This window comes from Mycobacterium sp. Panama NTM2, assembly GCF_054355555.1.
The window spans coordinates 5,082,354-5,098,891 of sequence record NZ_CM135953.1; the positions used below are offsets into that span (position 1 = coordinate 5,082,354).

Consider the following 16,538-nt stretch of genomic DNA (forward strand, 5'->3'; position numbering starts at 1 on the left):
CATGGATGTTCCTGTCTCGGGCGGTGTCGCAACATACCGGGGGAAGCAGTACCCGATCGCCTTCACCGGCGACAACTGGATCGCACTACGCGCAGAAGGCGGACCAGAATTCCCCGACGCCATCGAAGCTGGTCAGTCCCGGTTCGAGCCCGGCTATTACCGGCCGTGGGTCAAGGTGCCTCGATCGTCGATAGAGAAGACCGTCTACAGAAAGGTGACCGGACTTCTTTCCGGCCACGAAGTTTCTCTCGTCAGTCGATTCCACGACGGACAAATCGGAGTCTCCTTCATCGGATCGCCCGCCGTTGCAGACGAACTCGGACTCGACGGCGACCAGTACATGGGGTGGACGGGACATTACAAGCCCGAGGACTTCGACAGCATCGCGGTGGAGGAGACGCCTTATGCCTGACCGCCTGATATTGCAGAAACTGCTCAACTCCGCCTTGGCGACGGCCATCGTGGAGACTGGCGACGATCAGGTCGGGGGTCTTGTCACCGATGCCGCAGCTGTCGCCGATTTAGCTACCCCGCAACAACTCCTGGCGGCATACGGGGTGGATGGCGCTCCGCAGTTCGTCGACGTGGTCCGTTTCGAACAACCCCGCCTCGCGTCGTTGCGACCGCCCGACGATGCGCCGCGCCCCTGGCCCACCTTCCCGAACGGCTTCCTCCGTGGCGACTCGCTTGCTCGAGTCTGGTCCATGAGCCGCACCCGGTACCCCTACGGATCGGAATACTGGCGACTTCGCTCAGACGGTGAGCAGAAGGTCCTCTCCCGTTATGAAGGGGTTGCTCGAGGCTGGCTCAATGCGAAGCGGTGGCGCCCGCCGAGTTCGATGGTCGGCACGCTCGCGCGGTGGCGCGGCAGCGAATACTTCGCCGATGTCGTCGCAGAGACCGTTCATCTGACAGCCATCGCAACCGACGGACCGACGGGGTTTCAGCCAGTCCGTGCCAATGTGTGGTCAGCGAGCGTCCCGCTTGCCGAGACCGAAATCTTCGAACGCGTCTACACCGCACAGCTCGACGGTGTCCCGGTGCGCATTCTGCGAACATCGGGAAGAACCGCCGAGTTACTCCTGCTCACCGAAGACCCTGTGAGCGCCCAAAGGATCGGCGCCGGCCTGGTCGAGTCCGGCGTCTACGAAGTCGTCATCGATACCGGCAGGTTGAGCGATGTGCGAGGGGTGGAGAACCAGTTGGTGCCGGAAGAACCGTGAACCGACCTCCTGATCGGCGTTGACCGCCAGACAACACAGAGAGACTGCATGCCGCACCTCACAATCGACAGCATCGACTGGGATCAGTCGGGAGGTGGCCTGCCGTACGCCATTTCGGAGTTGCAGAGCCAACTTCCGGTAGCCGGGCGCGTAGCGCGGCAGATGGCGGGACCAGACCGAAGCGACTACTTTTTGGTCGTCGTCGACACGCCCCTGCGCTTCCACCCCTCGCCAACCTTCGATTGGTCGCGAACCCAACCTGAGTTCCACGGCCGCGACGGTGCTGGCGCATTTCTGTGGGTGTACGCGGTGGTGGTGTGCAGCCTCTTGGCGGGCATGCAACTTCACAACGGCATGAGAAGTTTCCCCGTACGGGTCGCTCTGGTCGTCGACAACACCCTCGGCAACGATGAGCGGCTCTCTTTCGAGAAGTGTGAGTACGCCGCACAGGGGTTCGTGAGTGACCTCCCCGGGCGGGAGCCTGTCTCGGAGCCCATCCGGGACTGACGTTGCACGGCAGGGTGACTGACTACCCTTCGCAGAGAGATGGGGACAACGTGATTGATGATCCGTCCCTCGCAAAGTCGGTACAGCCACATCGGAGTGGTGAACCACGGCAGAGTCCCCCTGCAATGCTCAGCCGACATCGCGGCGTGCATCCGGCACGAGTACCCACACACCAGTTACATCGAGAACACAAGAGCCGATGTCCGAAGGGAAGGCCATGCCGGCTGAAGAACTGGCAAGCCTTTCTCGGTCTAGACATGTGGGCAATCTTCTATCGTGGACCGGACTGCAGAGTCCAAGTGCATTGGTCAGAACGACACGGCGCAATCAACTTCATGCTCGCACTGCCGCACGCGGACAACACTTTTGGATTGTCGAACCGCACCGGCACGTGGCGACTGATGCTCCTCCTTTCCCGAGCCCAAGGACAACCTGGTCACGCCTGCCCCCGAACGCAAACGAGAACGAGTTGATGACTTGGCTGCGTGACATCTTCGGCAGTGATTTCCCATCGGCCTGAAGAGCTATGGATTCGGTGACTAGGCCGACTGAATGTCAGCGATCGGAACGACGCGATCGAGCTACGCGACAAGTCGGATTGCGAGGCTTCAAAGAGGAATGAGGACAACGTGGTTGATACTCGTATCGCACCCTCTGGCCGACATCATCGCGTCCTACGAGGATGCCGAAGGCCGCCCACTGTTCAGTGTGTGACGCCGCTACGAGCCCGTCACGAACCCCAGCACCGTCAGCCCGAACACACCCATCAGCAGCAGCGTGCCCGCCACATCGGAGACCGGATTCGACCCCACCGCTGCCGTCACCAGACCCAACAGCACCGCCAGCGCCACGAACGCCAGCCGAACACCCAAGAGAAATCGTTGCCGGACAACCAGATTCAACACAGTGCCGGGCACGGTACGGAAAACCCACACCAACGGCACCACCAGCGCTGCACCCAGCACGCCCGCCGCGATCCGCGGCAGCACCGTCGACATCCCGTCGTCATCGGCCGCCATCACCACGATCAGCGCCACGGCCAGGAACACCACCGACGCCGTCGCCATCCGCAGCACCCGCGCCATCGCCAGCCCGATGTTGTCGATCACCAACGGCCGCAACGCCGGATTCAAACCATCCGCGACCAACAGCCCCCGCACCGCCTGCGTCAACGTCCCCCACCGCAACCGGCTCACCGCAAGGTTGTGCGTCGCCAACGCATTGTTCGGCTCGATCCGCAGCGCCTGCAGATACTGCTGCTCTGCGGCCTGAGCGCCCCACGTCGTGCGAAAGATATCGCCACGCAATACCAGTGCGTCCGTATTCGTCGGGTCGAGCCGCAACGCCTCGTCGACGACCGCCGATGCCTGCTGATCCTGCCGCAACTCGTGCAGCAGGCTGGCGTACGTGTAGTGCGCCAGCGCCGACCCCGGGTGCTGAGTCACCAGACGCCACGCCATCGCCAGCGCATCAGCGCCCCGCCCCTGGCCGTGCAACGCGAGCGTGTAGAGCCGCATCGCGTGCTCGTTGGACGGATCGACGTTCAACACCGCCCACGCTGCAGCCGCGGCCGCACCGTAGTCCTTGACACCGAGGCTCGCCTGGGCGGATCGCGTGAGCATGGAGACGTCGGACATCACCGAAAAGCTTATCCGGGCTTTCACCCGGCCCGGCACACCAGTTTCAGGCGCCAACCTCGTGCGTCCGTCCAGCGTGCGCCTCGGCACGCATCCGCTCCACCATGTGGGGATGGTGCAGTTCGAAAGCGGGCCGCTCCGAACGGATCCGGGGTAGCTCTGTGAAGTTATGCCGCGGGGGCGGGCAGCTGGTGGCCCACTCCAGGGAGTTCCCGTAGCCCCACGGGTCGTCGACCGTCACCGGCTCGCCGTAGCGCCAGCTCTTGAAGATGTTCCACACGAACGGGAGCATCGAGACGCCCAGGATGAAGGAGCCGATCGTCGAGACGATGTTCAACGTCGTGAACCCGTCAGTGGGTAGATAGTCGGCGTAGCGACGCGGCATCCCTTCGTTGCCGAGCCAGTGCTGCACCAGGAACGTGGTGTGGAAGCCGATGAACGTCAACCAGAAATGCAGCTTGCCCAGCCGCTCGTCGAGCAGCCGACCGGTCATCTTCGGGAACCAGAAGTAGATGCCGGCGTAGGTGGCGAACACGATGGTGCCGAACAGCACGTAGTGGAAGTGCGCCACCACGAAATAGCTGTCGGTGACGTGGAAGTCCAGCGGGGGACTGGCCAGCATCACCCCCGACAGCCCACCCAGCAGGAACGTCACGATGAACCCGACCGCGAACAGCATCGGCGTCTCGAACGTCAGCGTGCCCTTCCACATCGTGCCGATCCAGTTGAAGAACTTGATGCCCGTGGGCACCGCGATCAGGAACGTCATGAACGAGAAGAACGGCAGCAGCACCGCACCCGTGGCGAACATGTGGTGCGCCCAGACCGCCATCGACAACGCCGCGATCGAGAACGTGGCGTACACGAGCGTCGTGTAGCCGAAGATCGGTTTCCGGGAGAACACCGGAATGACCTCGCTGATGATGCCGAAGAACGGCAGCGCGATGACGTAGACCTCAGGATGGCCGAAATACCAGAACAGGTGCTGCCACAGGATGACGCCACCGTTGGCGGGGTCGTAGACGTGAGCACCGAGGCGCCGATCGGCCGCCAGGCCGAAGAGCGCCGCCGTCAGCAGCGGGAAGATGAGCAGCACCAGGATCGAGGTCACCAGGATGTTCCACGTGAAGATCGGCATCCGGAACATCGTCATACCGGGCGCGCGCATGCACACGACTGTGGTGACCATGTTGACCGCACCCAAGATGGTGCCCAGACCGCCCACCCCGAGTCCGAAGATCCACAAATCCGCGCCGACCCCCGGAGAATGCACCGCATCCGAGAGCGGAGCGTAAGCCGTCCAACCGAAGTCGGCCGCCCCGCCGGGCGTGATGAAACCTGCCAATGCGATCAGCGCACCGAAGAGGAACAGCCAGAACGACAGCGCATTCAGTCGCGGGAACGCGACATCCGGCGCGCCGATCTGCAACGGCAACACCAGGTTCGCGAACCCGAACACGATCGGGGTCGCATAGAACAGCAGCATCGCCGTGCCGTGCATGGTGAACAGCTGGTTGTACTGCTCGTTGGACAGGAACTGCAGTCCTGGCAGGGCCAACTCGGTGCGAATGAACAGGGCCATGAGCCCGCCCACCATGAAGAAGACGAAACACACGACGCAATACATGATGCCGATCCGCTTGTGATCGGTGGTCGTGATCAACTTGTAGAGCAGGTTGCCTTTGGGCCCCAGGCGAGGAGGGAATGGCCTGCGTGCCACCAGCCTCTCGGTTTTCTCGACGATCGCCACGTCGGCAGTCAACAACTGCGGCGCGGTTGTCCTCTAGGGACGAAAGTCAGCACTTATCCTGTGGAGGTCGAGACAACGGACGGGAAGGTGAGCTGCAGTCATGGCAGGCCGCACCCGCAAGACGCCCGCGAACGGCGAAGACTCCCGCATCATCCGCACCCGCGCCGACGTCGGCCGCACCGCACTCGACGTTCTCGTGACCGAGGGCTCCGATGCCGTCACCCACGCCCGCGTCGCGGAACTCGCCGGCTACTCCAAGACCACGCTCTACACCCACTGGCCGTCGCGCGTCGACTTGCTCCGGATCGCCGTCGACGCCATCGGCGAGCTACCCCACACCGAGCCCTCCGGCGACCTGCGGGCCGACCTGATCGGCGAGCTCCAGTCGTTCCGCGAGGCCGTCACCGAACTACACCTGGACAAGGTCCTCTACGCGATGGCGCAGTGGGCGTCGATCGAGACGATGGCCGAGATCCGCGACGCACTGAACACCGAGGCGCAGCGCCCGGTCCGCGCGATGCTGGAGAACGTTTTCGAGGGTGTGCAGTTGGAAGCGGCGATCTCGATGCTGGCCGGAGTGGTGGCGTGCCCGTCACTGATGTTCGGCACGTTGCCCGACGACGATGTGATCGAGGCGGCGGTCGACATGGTGCTGGCCAACCGGAAAACGAAGCGCGCCCGAAGGGATTCGAACCCCTAACCTTCTGATCCGTAGTCAGATGCTCTATCCGTTGAGCTACGGGCGCTTGGGTGGTGCATGTTCAGTTGTTGGCGGAGGCGAGAGGATTTGAACCTCCGGCCCGCTTTAAGGCGGGCAACTCATTAGCAGTGAGTCCCATTCGGCCGCTCTGGCACGCCTCCTGACGTTGACCGCCGAAAGGAGAGAGTACACAGGCCCTGCCGCGGGAAGCAAAGCAGATCGACCACACCCCTAAACTGGTTCGGTGCCCGCCCGTCTCCGCCCTGAACTCGCCGATCTGCCCGCCTACACGCCGGGCAAGACCGTGCCGGGCGCCATCAAGATCGCCAGCAACGAAACCGTGCACGGCCCCCTGCCCAGCGTGCGGGCCGCGGTCGCCGCCGCGATGGACGGCATCAACCGCTACCCCGACAACGGATACGTCGAGCTCAAAGAGCGCCTCGCCAAGCACGTGAACTTCGCGCCTGAGCACATCTCCGTGGGCTGCGGGTCGGTGAGCCTGTGCCAGCAGCTGATCCAGATCACCTCGACCGTCGGCGACGAGGTGCTGTTCGGCTGGCGCAGCTTCGAGATCTACCCACTGCAGGTCCGCACCGCCGGCGCCACCCCGATACAGGTGCCGCTGACCGACCACACCTTCGACCTCGACGCGATGCTCGCCGCGGTCACCGACCGCACCCGGCTGATCTTCGTCTGCAATCCGAACAACCCGACGAGCACCGTCGTCGACCCCGCCAAGCTGGCCGCATTCGTCGAGGCCGTCCCGTCGCACATCATGGTGGTGCTCGACGAGGCCTACATCGAGTACATCCGCGACGACCTCGTGCCCGACAGCTTCGGCCTGGTCCGGGCGCACCCCAACGTCGTCGTGCTCCGGACCTTCTCCAAGGCGTACGGCCTGGCGGGCCTGCGCGTCGGCTACGCCGTCGCCGAGCCCGACATCGTCAGCGCCCTGTCCAAGGTCTACGTCCCCTTCACCGCCACGACCGTCTCGCAGGCCGCTGCCATTGCCTCGCTCGACGCGGCCGACGAACTGCTCGAACGCACCGACGCCGTCGTCGCCGAACGCACCCGCGTCTCGAACGCACTCCGCGAGGCCGGGTACGAGCTGCCACCGTCGCAGGCCAACTTCGTCTGGCTGCCACTGACCGGCCGCGCCCAGCAGTTCGCCGCCGACGCCGCCAACAACCGCATCATCGTGCGGCCCTACGGTGACGACGGCGTGCGGGTCACCGTGGCCGCCCCGCACGAGAACGACGCCTTCCTCGATTTCGCCCGCACCTGGACAGGACGCCCATGACCGACCCCCGGAAAACCTTCACCGAACTGACCGCGCGCACCGGCCGTATCGACGACGCCGAGCTCGACGCGTTCTGGGCCACGTTGGCGCCCGCCACCATCGAGTTCATGATCGGCGAGTGGAAGGGCGGTGAGTTCGACACCGGCCACAAGGCCAACGGTTTCATGAAGCGGCTCAACTGGTTCGGCAAGACCTTCCATTCGGCTGCCGACGCCAAGCCGCTGGTGTGCCTCGACGCCGACGGCACCAAGTTCTCCAACACCGAGGCGATGAACGGCGAAGCCAGCCTCTGGATGGAGGAGTTCCGTGGCGAGACGGTCGCGTCGATGGTCTATGACGGCAAGCCGGTGCACGACCACTTCAAGGTCGTCGACGACAACGCCGTCCTCGGCATCATGAACGGCAAGGGCGCCATGGACACCAGCTCCGGCACGCCGCGCCACCTGTATTTCTATCTCGAGCGGGTGTGACACCTATCGTGGCGGAGATGAGGACGCGTGCACGGGTGACGACGGCCGCCGTGGTCGGCTTGGCGATCGCGCTCGGCGCGACGACGGCGTGCCAGCGCAGCACTGAAGGTGCGGTCGCCCAGACAACCGAGCCGGGACCGCCGCTGACGACGGAACCGAGCGCGCCGAGCCGGCTGCCGAGCATTCCCGGGCTACCCGGCCTGCCCGAGATCACGATCCCCAATTTGCCGCTGCCGACGCGCAACACCGACGTTCCGGAAGTGCCTCCCCCGCCGAACGCGACGAGCATGGGGTGTCAGGAGTACAACCAGCTCGACGAGGCGACTCGGCTCGCGGTGGTCAAGGCGATTCTCGCCCAGGGCAACAATCCGCTCGGGGTCAACGGCGAGACGGTGGGCCAACTGCTCGCCGACGCGGCCTGTCAGTTCTTTCCCAGCGCCAAGGTCGCCGACGTCCTGATGGGCTGACGGCTCACGGCGGCGGCTAGCCTCATGATCCATGGGCAGCAGCTATGAGTCAGTGACGGTCGAGATCGCCGAGCGCGTCGCGCAGGTCACGTTGATCGGCCCGGGCAAGGGCAACGCGATGGGACCGGCGTTCTGGGCCGAACTCCCGCAGGTGTTCGCAGAATTGGATGCCGACCCCGACGTGCGCGCGATCGTGCTGACCGGCTCCGGCAAGAACTTCAGCTACGGCCTCGACCTGGCCGCGATGGGCGGCACACTGGCCCCGATGATGGAGCAGGGCGCCCTGGCCAAGCCCCGCGCCGAGTTCCACGCCCGCCTGAAGACCATGCAACAGTCGATCACCGCAGTGGCCGACTGCCGCACCCCGGTGATCGCCTCGGTGCACGGCTGGTGCATCGGCGGTGGCGTCGACCTGATCTCGGCCGTCGACATCCGGTATGCCAGCGCCGACGCGAAGTTCTCGGTGCGGGAGGTCAAACTCGCGATCGTCGCCGACGTGGGTTCGCTGGCCCGGCTGCCGCTGATCCTGTCCGACGGACACCTTCGGGAGTTGGCGTTGACGGGCAAGGACATCGACGCTGCACGCGCCGAGAAGATCGGTCTGGTCAACGACGTGTACCCCGACGCCGAGTCATCTCTGGCCGCGGCGCGGGCCACCGCGGCGGAGATCGCTGCGAACCCGCCCCTGGTGGTCGCCGGCATCAAGGACGTGCTCGACGAGCAGCGCACCGCCGCGGTATCGGCCAGCCTGCGCTACGTCGCGGCGTGGAACTCGGCGTTCATGGCGTCGAAGGATCTCACCGAAGGCGTGACCGCGATGTTCGAGAAGCGTCCGCCCGACTTCACCGGCGAGTGATCGTCTAGAGCCGGCGTCCGGCCGTCTCCGGCAGCGCCAGCACACACGCGAGGCTGACCAGACCCAGACCGCCCATCATCACCGACACCGCCCAGCCGCCGTAGGTCGCGAGCAGCATCGGCGACACGACCGGCGGCAGCGCGCCGCCCACGATGGCGCCCAGCGTGTGCGACAGCGCCGCGCCGGTGTAGCGGTACGCGGGGGCGAAGATCTCGGGAAGCAACGCGGCCAGCGGTCCCATACACCACCCGATCAGGCAGTACGTCACCACGATCGTCACGCCGAACATCATCTTGTCGCCGGTCTCGATCAGCGGGAACACCGCGAACGCCCACGGCGCCGTCAGCGCGAATCCCCAGGACACGACGCGGCGCCGGCCGTAGGTGTCGCTGAGGATCGCTGACACCGCGGCGAAGCCCACCGCGCACAGCCCGCCGATCACCCCGGTCATCAACACCAGGTCGTAGGAGAAGTCGAGCCGGTCGGCGGCGTAGTGGACGAAGAAGGTACCCGCCTGGAACACCAGCATGGGAGCGCACACGGCGACACCGGCGGCCAGCAGCACCTGCCGGCCTTGGCGGCGGAACAGCGCAACCAAGGGCGCACCCTGGTGACCGGTGTCCTCGTCGCGCACCGGGGAATCCTTGACGTGCATGCGGATGTAGAGCGCCACCAGGATCAGAATCCCGCTGAGCAGGAACGGGATTCGCCATGCCCAACCGAAGAACGCCGAGCCCGGATCCTCCCCGAAGATGGCCTGCACCACCCAGAACACGAGGTTGGCCAGCACCAGGGCGGTGCCCAGGCCGAGCTGGGTGAACATGCCGTAGAAGCCGCGTCGGTTCTGCGGTGAGTTCTCGGCGCTGAGCAGCACCGCACCGGCCCACTCGCCGCCGACCGCGAAGCCCTGGATCAGCCGCAGACCGAGCAGCAACAACGGCGCCGCCACTCCGATGGTTGCTGTGCTGGGAATGAGGCCCACCCCGACGGTCGCGACGCCCATCAGCAACAGCGTCACGACCAGAGTCTGCTTGCGGCTGATGCGATCGCCGAAGTGTCCGAACACCGCCGCCCCCACCGGACGGGCCAGGAACGCGGCCGCGAACGCACCCAGCGAGGCCGTTGTTGCCATGATCGGGCTCAACTCGGGAAAGAACACCGTCGGGAACACCAGCGCCGCGGCGGTGCCGTAGATGAAGAAGTCGTAGAACTCGATCGCCGAACCGACGTAGCTGGACAGCGCGATCCGCCAGAGCGGTTGGGTGGCGGCAGAGGCCGTTTCCGTCGTCATGGGTCGATATTGACGGCTTTGCCGGATATTCACATCCGCTATTGGGTGGAATGCGTCGGTGGATCGTCATGTCCTCCGATCGGCGGACACCTCCGCAGGTTGGGCACTCGATGGCAATTGGCATTGCTATGGATGTTTCGATGACTTTGCTTCGTGCAACAGAAGCACCGTGAAAAGACGATCCGTGTGGAGTGTCTTGTCCACTGTCGCAACCATATGCGCGGGCACAGCGACCGGGATGGGTGTACCAGCGGCATCCGCACAGGGTTGCAGCGATGTGGAAGTCATATTCGCCCGAGGGACGACCGAGCCTGCCGGCGTAGGGTGGCTCGGCACCGCGTTCATCGACTCGGTCCGCAGCAAGGTGGGCGCCAAATCGGTGTCGACCTACGCAGTGAACTATCCCGCCGACTGGAACCTCTACACCTCGGTGCGCGCAGGCGGTACCGACGCGCTGGCCCGCGTACACGCCACGGCGACCACCTGTCCCGACACCCGCATCGTCCTGGGCGGTTATTCACAGGGCGCCGGTGTCGTCGATGTCGTGGCGATCGGCCAGCGTGTGGGCCTGTTCACCCCGATGCCCATCCCCGCCGAGGACGAGCCGCACGTCGCGGCGCTCGCGGTGTTCGGCAATCCGATGCGCACGATGAACGGCGGCGGCCCGCTCCCCGACAAGAGCCCGGTTTATGGCAGTCGGACCATCGACCAGTGCGCCACCGGCGACCAGTACTGCGACGCGGGACCCTCCACCAATACGGGGCACTACGCCTACGTGCAGAACGGCATGGTCGACCAAGCCGCGGCGTTCGTCGCCGGCCGGGTGTAGCGAAGCGGTGGCGGAGGGATTTGAACCCCCGGACGGTGTTAGCCGTCTCTCGCTTTCAAGGCGAGTGCATTAGGCCGCTCTGCCACGCCACCGCGGGTCAGTCTAGACGCGGCCGACCTTCGCCGACGGCGCCCCCGACTGCAACGCGGTGCTGATCCGGCGGCAGTTCTCCCCCATCGCCGCCACCTGCGGACGCGACAGCCGCTCGACGAAGTGCTCGCGCACCGCCGCCCCGTACGTCTGCTGCGCCGACGACAGCGCGTCTCGGCCCTGCGAGGTGATCGATGCCAGCACCCCGCGACCGTCGTCCGGGCTGGCGCCGCGCGTCACCAGGCTCTGTTTCTCCAGCCGGTTGATCTGCCGCGTGACACGGCTCGGCAGCGACATCAACGACTCCGCGAGATCGCCCATCCGGGCAGAACCCGCCGGCGACGCGGCGAGCAGGTCGAGCAATCGCACGTCGTTCAGTGTGAGCTTGTGCTTGTCCACAAGCGCTCTGTTCATCGTCGCGTACAACCGCAGCGCGGCTTCCAAGAAGTTCTGCCACGCACGCTGTTCTGACACGTCCAAACCCGGCGTATCGCTCGCGCTACGCCCCCCGATGGTCCCCTCCATGTGCACATATTAGAGGCAGCGGCCTGTTGCGATCGGGCAAAAGGACTGCTGTTTCCGCTGCGTAGTAGCGTTGCCCCAATGCTGGCTATCGTGGCGGACTCCGGCCGACTGACCTGGCACACCGTCCCCGATGTGGTACCCGGTCCCGGCGAAGTGTTGCTGCGGGTCACCGCCGCCGGGGTGAATCGGGCCGACCTGCTCCAAGCGGCCGGGCACTACCCACCTCCACCGGGCGCGAGCGACATCATCGGGCTCGAGGTGTCCGGGGTTATCGAGAGCTTGGGTGCCGACCTCGGTACGACGGAGTGGGCCCCGGGGCAACAGGTCTGCGCTTTGCTGGCAGGCGGCGGTTACGCCGAATACGTCGCCGTTCCGGCGGGTCAGCTGCTCCCCGCACCCGAGGGGGTACCTCTGGCATACGCCGCCGGACTACCCGAGGTGGCGTGCACCGTCTGGTCGAACATCGTGATGACCGCCGGCATCCGGCCCGGCCAACTGCTCCTCGTGCACGGGGGCGCAAGCGGCATCGGCACCCACGCGATCCAGGTAGCCGGCGCGCTGGGGTGCCGGGTCGCGGTGACCGCAGGATCGGCGAACAAACTCGAGCTGTGCGCAGAACTCGGCGCGGAGATCACCATCGACTACCACTCCCAGGATTTCGTCGAGGTGATCCGCGACGCGGGCGGGGCCGACGTCATCCTCGACATCATGGGGGCGGCCTACCTGGACCGCAACATCGATGCCCTCGCCAAAGACGGTCGCGTGGTCATCATCGGCATGCAAGGTGGCGCCACGGGCGACCTGAACATCGGCAAGCTCCTGGCCATTCGCGGCGGCGTGTTCGCCACCGCGCTCCGTGCCCGACCCGTTGACGGCCCTGCCGGGAAGTCCGAGATCGTCACGCAGGTGCGGGACAACGTGTGGCCCATGATCGCCGACGGCCAGGTCAGACCGGTGATCGGCGCCGAGTTCCCGATCTCGCAGGCCCAGGCGGCCCACGAGCTGCTCGAATCCGGCGACGTGTCCGGGAAAGTCATTCTGCGCGTAAGTGATTAGCGCAGGTCAGCCGAGCGAAGCGAGCGCCCGCACCAGCTGATCGACCTCGGCCGCGGTGCTGTAGTGGGCCAGTCCGATCGTCACCGCGCCCCCCACGTCGTTGACCCCGATGACGTCGAGCACGCGAGAACTCGCGTTCGCGATCGCGAGGATTCCGTTGTCGGCGAGCCGCTGCACCACCCGCTCGGCGGGCACGTTCTCGACGGCGAAGCTGAGCACCGGGATGCGCTCCTCCGGACTGCCGATCACGATCACCGTGGGCAGCACCCGCAGCGAGGACAGCAGATAGTCGAACAGCCCGTCGAGGTAGGCCGAGGCGGACCTCATCGACACCGCGAGCCGTTCACGACGGCTGCCCTGGGCCGAATCTTCAAGACCGGCAAGGTATTCGATGCTCGCCACCAGGCCGGCGAGATAACCGAACTGGTGCGAGCCCAACTCCAGACGAGCCGGTCCGGTTGCGTCGGGGTCCAAGGAGACCGACCCGAATGCGTCGATGAGCGACGGGTCACGGAAGACGAGCGCGCCGACCGGGGGACCACCCCAGGCCAGTGCGTTGAGCGCCACCACGTCGGCCTCCACCTCGTCGATGTCGATGAGGCGGTAGGGTGCGGCGGCCGAGTGATCGACGACGGCGAGGCCGCCGACGTCGTGCACCAGCTTGGTCACCTCGCGCAGCTCGGTGACCGTGCCCAAAGTGGTTGACGCCGAGGTCAATGCGACCAGCCGGGTGGCCCGGTTCACCAGGCCCTCCCACTGCCACGTGGGCAGGTCTCCGGTCTCGATGTCCACCTCGGCCCACTTGACCTGGGCGCCGTAGCGGTTGGCCGCGCGCAACCACGGGGCGATGTTCGCCTCGTCGTCGAGCCGGGACACCACGACCTCGTAACCGAGGCCGACGCGGCCCGATGCCGCATCGGCAAGCGACGTCAGCAGCACTGCGCGGTCGGCGCCGAGGACCACCCCGGCAGGGTCGGCGTTGACCAGATCGGCCACCGCCTGGCGGGCTGCAGCGAGCACCGCCGCGCTGCGCCGCGATGACGGGTGCGGACTGCCCACCGTCGGCATCGAGCCGCGGAACGCGGTGGACACCGCACGGCTGACCGTATCCGGCAGCAGCATGCCGTGCTGCGCGTCGAAGTGCACCCAGCCATCGCCCAACGATGGGTGCAGACCACGCACCCGGGCGACGTCGTATGCCATGTCAGCCCACCTTAGTGCGTCCAGGGAACCTCGCCGTACCGCCGCATCGCGGTCGGTGAGCGATTGCCCGACCTCGCTCCTGCTGCCCATGCCGTGGCCGGTACGGGACATCTGGGCAGCCATACTAGTCCAGTGAGCAACGGGTACGGCGTGCTGGTTGCGTGGGCGTTGCTGGTGATCCCCGGGGCAATCATCGCCCGGTGCGGCGGGCTGGGTTGGACCGCCGCGGTGGCCGCCGGGCCGGCTCTGACCTACGGCGCCGTGGCCATGGCAATCGTGCCGTTCGGTGCCCTCGCAGTGCCATGGAACGCCGGCACGGCGCTGGTTGCTCTCGCGGTGTTGGCAGCTGCGATCGCTGGTTTGCGGCTACTGGCGCGACGAGTCCGGCCGGGCCTGCAGAACCTGCCGCAGAGATCGCGCCCGCCGCGCGGTGCGGCGCTGGTGACCGGGGCAGGCGTCGTCGTCGGCGCGATCCTGATCTGGGTGGCCGCCTCCCGCGGGCTGCAGAACTGGCAGTCGATTCCCAGCACCTGGGACGCCGTCTGGCACGCCAACACCATCCGGTTCATCCTCGACACCGGCCAGGCCTCCCCGACGCACATGGGCGAACTACGCAACATCGAAACCCACGAGGCGCTGTATTACCCGTCCGCCTTCCACGCGCTGGCCGCGGTGTTCGCCCAGGTGACCGGGGCGGCGCCCGCGACGGCCTACACGGTCGTCTCCGTCGCGGTGTCCTGCTGGCTGTTTCCGGCCAGCGCGGCGGTGTTGACGTGGCAGCTCATGCACCGGTGGGCGGCGCCGTGGCCCACCTTCGGGGCGGCCGCCACCTCGGCGGCGCTGGCCGCATCGTTCACCGCGGTCCCCTATGTCGAATTCGACACCGCCTCGATCGCCAATCTCGCGGCCTACGGCATCGCCGTCGGCGCGTTCGTACTCGTCACCACCACGCTGGCCCACCGCGACCGCATCCCGATGGCCGTGCTGGCCGTCGTCGGGGTCTTCTCCGTGCACATCACCGGCGGAGTGGTCACGGTCCTGCTGGTCGCCGCCTGGTGGTCGGTCGAGGTGCTGCGCCACCCCGTACGGAGCCGTCTCGCCGATCTCGGCACCCTCGTCGCCGTCGCCGCTCCGTCGGTGGCGCTGCTGCTGCCCCAGTTCCTCGGTGTGCTGCAGCAGGCGGAGATCATCGAAGGGCATTCGTTCGTCACCCATCAGGGCAGGAAGCGAGCACTGTTCGACGCGGTCGTGCAGCACACCCGCCACCTCAACGACTTCCCGATCCAATGGTGGCTGGTCGTGCTGGCGGCCGCCGGCGGCATCCTGCTGATCGTTCGGCGGGTGTGGTGGCCCGTGCCGGTGTGGCTGCTGCTGGTCGTGGCGATCGTGCACTCCTCGGCGCCGTTCGGTGGCCCCCTGGGGGCGGCCATCGGCCAGTTCAGCGACCTCTTCTACAGCGACCCGCGCCGGCTGTCCGCGGTGATCACCCTGCTGCTGAGCGCGCTGGCCGGCATCGCGGCCACGGCCGGCGCCTGCTGGTTGACCGAGCGTGTGCCGACGATTCCGGCGCGCGTCCGCCACGCCGCGGTCGCGGCCGTGCTCGCGGTGGCAGCCGTCTCATCCGCCGTGCACTACCTGCCCCGCCACGAGTTCCTGTTCGGCGACAAGTACGACTCGGTGATCATCGACGGCAAGGACCTCGAGGCGTTCGCGTACCTGGCCACGCTGCCGGGGGCGCGCGACACCCTGATCGCCAACGCCAACACCGACGGCACCGCGTGGATGTACGCCATCGCCGATCTGCACCCGCTGTGGACCCACTACGACTACCCGGTGCAGCAGGGACCCGGCTATCACCGATTCATCATCTGGGCCTACGCCGACGACGCCGACACCGATCCCCGGGTGGCCGAGGCGGTCGCGGCGCTGAACATCCGCTACCTTCTCGTGAGCACGCCGGTGGTGCGGGGATTCGTGATCCCCGACGGGCTGGCGTCGCTGGACAAATCCCGCTCCTGGGAGAAGATCTACGACAACGGCGAGACGCGCATCTATCGGTGGCGCGGAGCCCGACCGGAATGACGACGCAACGCTGGGGCACTCTAGGAACATGACTTCGGGCATGACATCGGACAACGACGACAACATCGAGATCATCGGCGACGGGACGCCCGACGCCGAGCAGAGCTCCGACGGGAAATCGCTCACCGACCTCGTCGAGCAACCGGCCAAAGTCATGCGGATCGGCACCATGATCAAACAGCTGCTCGAGGAGGTGCGCGCCGCCCCGCTCGACGAAGCCAGCCGCGGCCGGCTGCGCGACATCCACCGCACCAGCATCAGCGAGCTGGAGGACGGCCTCGCGCCGGAGTTGCGTGCCGAACTCGAGCGGCTCACGCTGCCGTTCACCGAGGACGCGGTGCCGTCGGATTCGGAGCTGCGGATCGCCCAAGCGCAGCTGGTGGGCTGGCTGGAGGGCCTGTTCCACGGCATCCAGACCGCCCTGTTCGCCCAGCAGATGGCCGCCCGTCAGCAGCTCGAGCAGATGCGCCAGGGGGCGCTTCCGCCCGGCGTGAGCATCCCGGGGCAACGCGGCGGGCCCGGGCATCCCGGCACCGGGCAGTACCTGTGAGA

17 protein-coding genes and 3 tRNA genes are annotated in these 16,538 nt (G+C 66.5%); 12 read left to right on the top strand and 8 right to left on the bottom strand.

What is annotated here, in order from left to right:
- Position 1 precedes the first annotated feature (1 nt).
- From ACXYX3_RS24400 to ACXYX3_RS24410, 3 genes are read left to right on the top strand one after another with little or no spacing between them, the layout of a single operon-like run.
- The gene (locus tag ACXYX3_RS24400) at positions 2-412 is read left to right on the top strand and encodes a hypothetical protein (RefSeq protein WP_458609349.1); all 411 of its coding nucleotides are present in this window, start codon (positions 2-4) and stop codon (positions 410-412) included.
- The gene (locus tag ACXYX3_RS24405) at positions 405-1,223 is read left to right on the top strand and encodes a hypothetical protein (protein ID WP_458609350.1); all 819 of its coding nucleotides are present in this window, start codon (positions 405-407) and stop codon (positions 1,221-1,223) included. The genes ACXYX3_RS24400 and ACXYX3_RS24405 overlap by 8 nt, the downstream gene beginning before the upstream one ends.
- Positions 1,224-1,271: 48 nt before the next feature.
- Positions 1,272-1,730: a hypothetical protein gene (locus ACXYX3_RS24410; RefSeq protein WP_458609351.1), complete on the top strand. Its 459-nt coding sequence runs from the start codon at positions 1,272-1,274 to the stop codon at positions 1,728-1,730.
- A gap of 719 nt (positions 1,731-2,449) precedes the next feature.
- Here ACXYX3_RS24410 and ACXYX3_RS24415 read toward each other — a convergent pair.
- Positions 2,450-3,367 carry a tetratricopeptide repeat protein gene (locus ACXYX3_RS24415; RefSeq protein ID WP_458609352.1) on the bottom strand — a complete coding sequence of 306 codons (918 nt, stop codon included), beginning with the start codon at positions 3,365-3,367 and terminating at the stop codon, positions 2,450-2,452.
- Positions 3,368-3,413: 46 nt separating this feature from the next.
- Positions 3,414-5,117 (bottom strand): aa3-type cytochrome oxidase subunit I, encoded by a 1,704-nt coding sequence (gene ctaD, locus ACXYX3_RS24420; RefSeq protein WP_458609353.1) that lies wholly within the window; start codon positions 5,115-5,117, stop codon positions 3,414-3,416.
- Between the two features lie 100 nt (positions 5,118-5,217).
- Here ctaD and ACXYX3_RS24425 point away from each other — a divergent pair, with 100 nt between their 5' ends.
- Positions 5,218-5,817: a TetR/AcrR family transcriptional regulator gene (locus tag ACXYX3_RS24425; protein ID WP_458609354.1), complete on the top strand. Its 600-nt coding sequence runs from the start codon at positions 5,218-5,220 to the stop codon at positions 5,815-5,817.
- On the opposite strand, the gene ACXYX3_RS24430 is transcribed toward ACXYX3_RS24425, so the two are convergent.
- A tRNA-Arg gene (locus ACXYX3_RS24430) sits at positions 5,791-5,863 on the bottom strand. The genes ACXYX3_RS24425 and ACXYX3_RS24430 overlap by 27 nt on opposite strands.
- Positions 5,864-5,886: 23 nt before the next feature.
- Positions 5,887-5,978, bottom strand: a tRNA-Ser gene (locus tag ACXYX3_RS24435).
- A gap of 83 nt (positions 5,979-6,061) precedes the next feature.
- Here ACXYX3_RS24435 and hisC point away from each other — a divergent pair.
- From hisC to ACXYX3_RS24455, 4 genes are read left to right on the top strand one after another with little or no spacing between them, the layout of a single operon-like run.
- Positions 6,062-7,117 carry a histidinol-phosphate transaminase gene (gene hisC / locus ACXYX3_RS24440; protein WP_458609355.1) on the top strand — a complete coding sequence of 352 codons (1,056 nt, stop codon included), beginning with the start codon at positions 6,062-6,064 and terminating at the stop codon, positions 7,115-7,117.
- The gene (locus ACXYX3_RS24445; protein WP_458609356.1) at positions 7,114-7,587 is read left to right on the top strand and encodes a DUF4334 domain-containing protein; all 474 of its coding nucleotides are present in this window, start codon (positions 7,114-7,116) and stop codon (positions 7,585-7,587) included. Before hisC ends, ACXYX3_RS24445 begins: the two co-directional genes overlap by 4 nt.
- 17 nt (positions 7,588-7,604) lie before the next feature.
- Positions 7,605-8,054, top strand: coding sequence for a hypothetical protein (locus ACXYX3_RS24450; protein ID WP_458609357.1), 450 nt, complete (start codon positions 7,605-7,607; stop codon positions 8,052-8,054).
- A 31-nt stretch (positions 8,055-8,085) separates the two neighbouring features.
- Entirely contained in the window at positions 8,086-8,910 is an 825-nt protein-coding gene (locus tag ACXYX3_RS24455; RefSeq protein WP_458609358.1) for a crotonase/enoyl-CoA hydratase family protein, read from the top strand.
- Between the two features lie 4 nt (positions 8,911-8,914).
- Here the strand turns inward: ACXYX3_RS24455 and ACXYX3_RS24460 are convergent, their stop codons facing one another.
- Positions 8,915-10,201: an MFS transporter gene (locus ACXYX3_RS24460; RefSeq protein ID WP_458609359.1), complete on the bottom strand. Its 1,287-nt coding sequence runs from the start codon at positions 10,199-10,201 to the stop codon at positions 8,915-8,917.
- 277 nt (positions 10,202-10,478) lie between these two features.
- Between ACXYX3_RS24460 and ACXYX3_RS24465 the strand changes: the two genes are divergently transcribed.
- A complete protein-coding gene (locus ACXYX3_RS24465) occupies positions 10,479-11,030 on the top strand; it encodes a cutinase family protein (RefSeq protein WP_458609360.1) in 552 nt (183 codons plus the stop codon).
- Between the two features lie 5 nt (positions 11,031-11,035).
- Here ACXYX3_RS24465 and ACXYX3_RS24470 read toward each other — a convergent pair.
- Together ACXYX3_RS24470 and ACXYX3_RS24475 are read right to left on the bottom strand one after the other, a co-directional pair.
- Positions 11,036-11,122, bottom strand: a tRNA-Ser gene (locus tag ACXYX3_RS24470).
- Positions 11,123-11,132: 10 nt separating this feature from the next.
- Complete coding sequence (locus ACXYX3_RS24475; RefSeq protein ID WP_241204791.1) at positions 11,133-11,645, bottom strand: MarR family winged helix-turn-helix transcriptional regulator; 513 nt, start codon at positions 11,643-11,645, stop codon at positions 11,133-11,135.
- 78 nt (positions 11,646-11,723) lie between these two features.
- On the opposite strand from ACXYX3_RS24475, the gene ACXYX3_RS24480 reads away from it, so the two are divergent.
- Positions 11,724-12,701 carry an NAD(P)H-quinone oxidoreductase gene (locus tag ACXYX3_RS24480; protein ID WP_458609361.1) on the top strand — a complete coding sequence of 326 codons (978 nt, stop codon included), beginning with the start codon at positions 11,724-11,726 and terminating at the stop codon, positions 12,699-12,701.
- A gap of 6 nt (positions 12,702-12,707) precedes the next feature.
- Here ACXYX3_RS24480 and ACXYX3_RS24485 read toward each other — a convergent pair whose 3' ends face one another.
- A complete protein-coding gene (locus tag ACXYX3_RS24485) occupies positions 12,708-13,904 on the bottom strand; it encodes a cysteine desulfurase-like protein (RefSeq protein ID WP_241204793.1) in 1,197 nt (398 codons plus the stop codon).
- Positions 13,905-14,036: 132 nt separating this feature from the next.
- Between ACXYX3_RS24485 and ACXYX3_RS24490 the strand changes: the two genes are divergently transcribed.
- Positions 14,037-15,986, top strand: coding sequence for a DUF6541 family protein (locus ACXYX3_RS24490; protein WP_458609362.1), 1,950 nt, complete (start codon positions 14,037-14,039; stop codon positions 15,984-15,986).
- Positions 15,987-16,014: 28 nt separating this feature from the next.
- On the top strand, positions 16,015-16,536 hold the full coding sequence (locus ACXYX3_RS24495; RefSeq protein WP_241204795.1) for a bacterial proteasome activator family protein: 522 nt from the start codon (positions 16,015-16,017) through the stop codon (positions 16,534-16,536).
- Positions 16,537-16,538 lie beyond the last annotated feature (2 nt).

Excerpts from the sequence above, each read along its gene's own strand:
- ACXYX3_RS24400 (WP_458609349.1), top strand. The coding sequence starts at position 2 with ATGGATGTTCCTGTCTCGGGCGGTGTCGCAACATACCGGGGGAAGCAG.
- ACXYX3_RS24405 (WP_458609350.1), top strand. The coding sequence starts at position 405 with ATGCCTGACCGCCTGATATTGCAGAAACTGCTCAACTCCGCCTTGGCG.
- ACXYX3_RS24410 (WP_458609351.1), top strand. The coding sequence starts at position 1,272 with ATGCCGCACCTCACAATCGACAGCATCGACTGGGATCAGTCGGGAGGT.
- ACXYX3_RS24415 (WP_458609352.1), bottom strand. The coding sequence starts at position 3,367 with ATGTCCGACGTCTCCATGCTCACGCGATCCGCCCAGGCGAGCCTCGGT.
- ACXYX3_RS24425 (WP_458609354.1), top strand. The coding sequence starts at position 5,218 with ATGGCAGGCCGCACCCGCAAGACGCCCGCGAACGGCGAAGACTCCCGC.
- ACXYX3_RS24445 (WP_458609356.1), top strand. The coding sequence starts at position 7,114 with ATGACCGACCCCCGGAAAACCTTCACCGAACTGACCGCGCGCACCGGC.
- ACXYX3_RS24450 (WP_458609357.1), top strand. The coding sequence starts at position 7,605 with ATGAGGACGCGTGCACGGGTGACGACGGCCGCCGTGGTCGGCTTGGCG.
- ACXYX3_RS24455 (WP_458609358.1), top strand. The coding sequence starts at position 8,086 with ATGGGCAGCAGCTATGAGTCAGTGACGGTCGAGATCGCCGAGCGCGTC.
- ACXYX3_RS24460 (WP_458609359.1), bottom strand. The coding sequence starts at position 10,201 with ATGACGACGGAAACGGCCTCTGCCGCCACCCAACCGCTCTGGCGGATC.
- ACXYX3_RS24475 (WP_241204791.1), bottom strand. The coding sequence starts at position 11,645 with ATGGAGGGGACCATCGGGGGGCGTAGCGCGAGCGATACGCCGGGTTTG.
- ACXYX3_RS24480 (WP_458609361.1), top strand. The coding sequence starts at position 11,724 with ATGCTGGCTATCGTGGCGGACTCCGGCCGACTGACCTGGCACACCGTC.
- ACXYX3_RS24485 (WP_241204793.1), bottom strand. The coding sequence starts at position 13,904 with ATGGCATACGACGTCGCCCGGGTGCGTGGTCTGCACCCATCGTTGGGC.
- ACXYX3_RS24495 (WP_241204795.1), top strand. The coding sequence starts at position 16,015 with ATGACTTCGGGCATGACATCGGACAACGACGACAACATCGAGATCATC.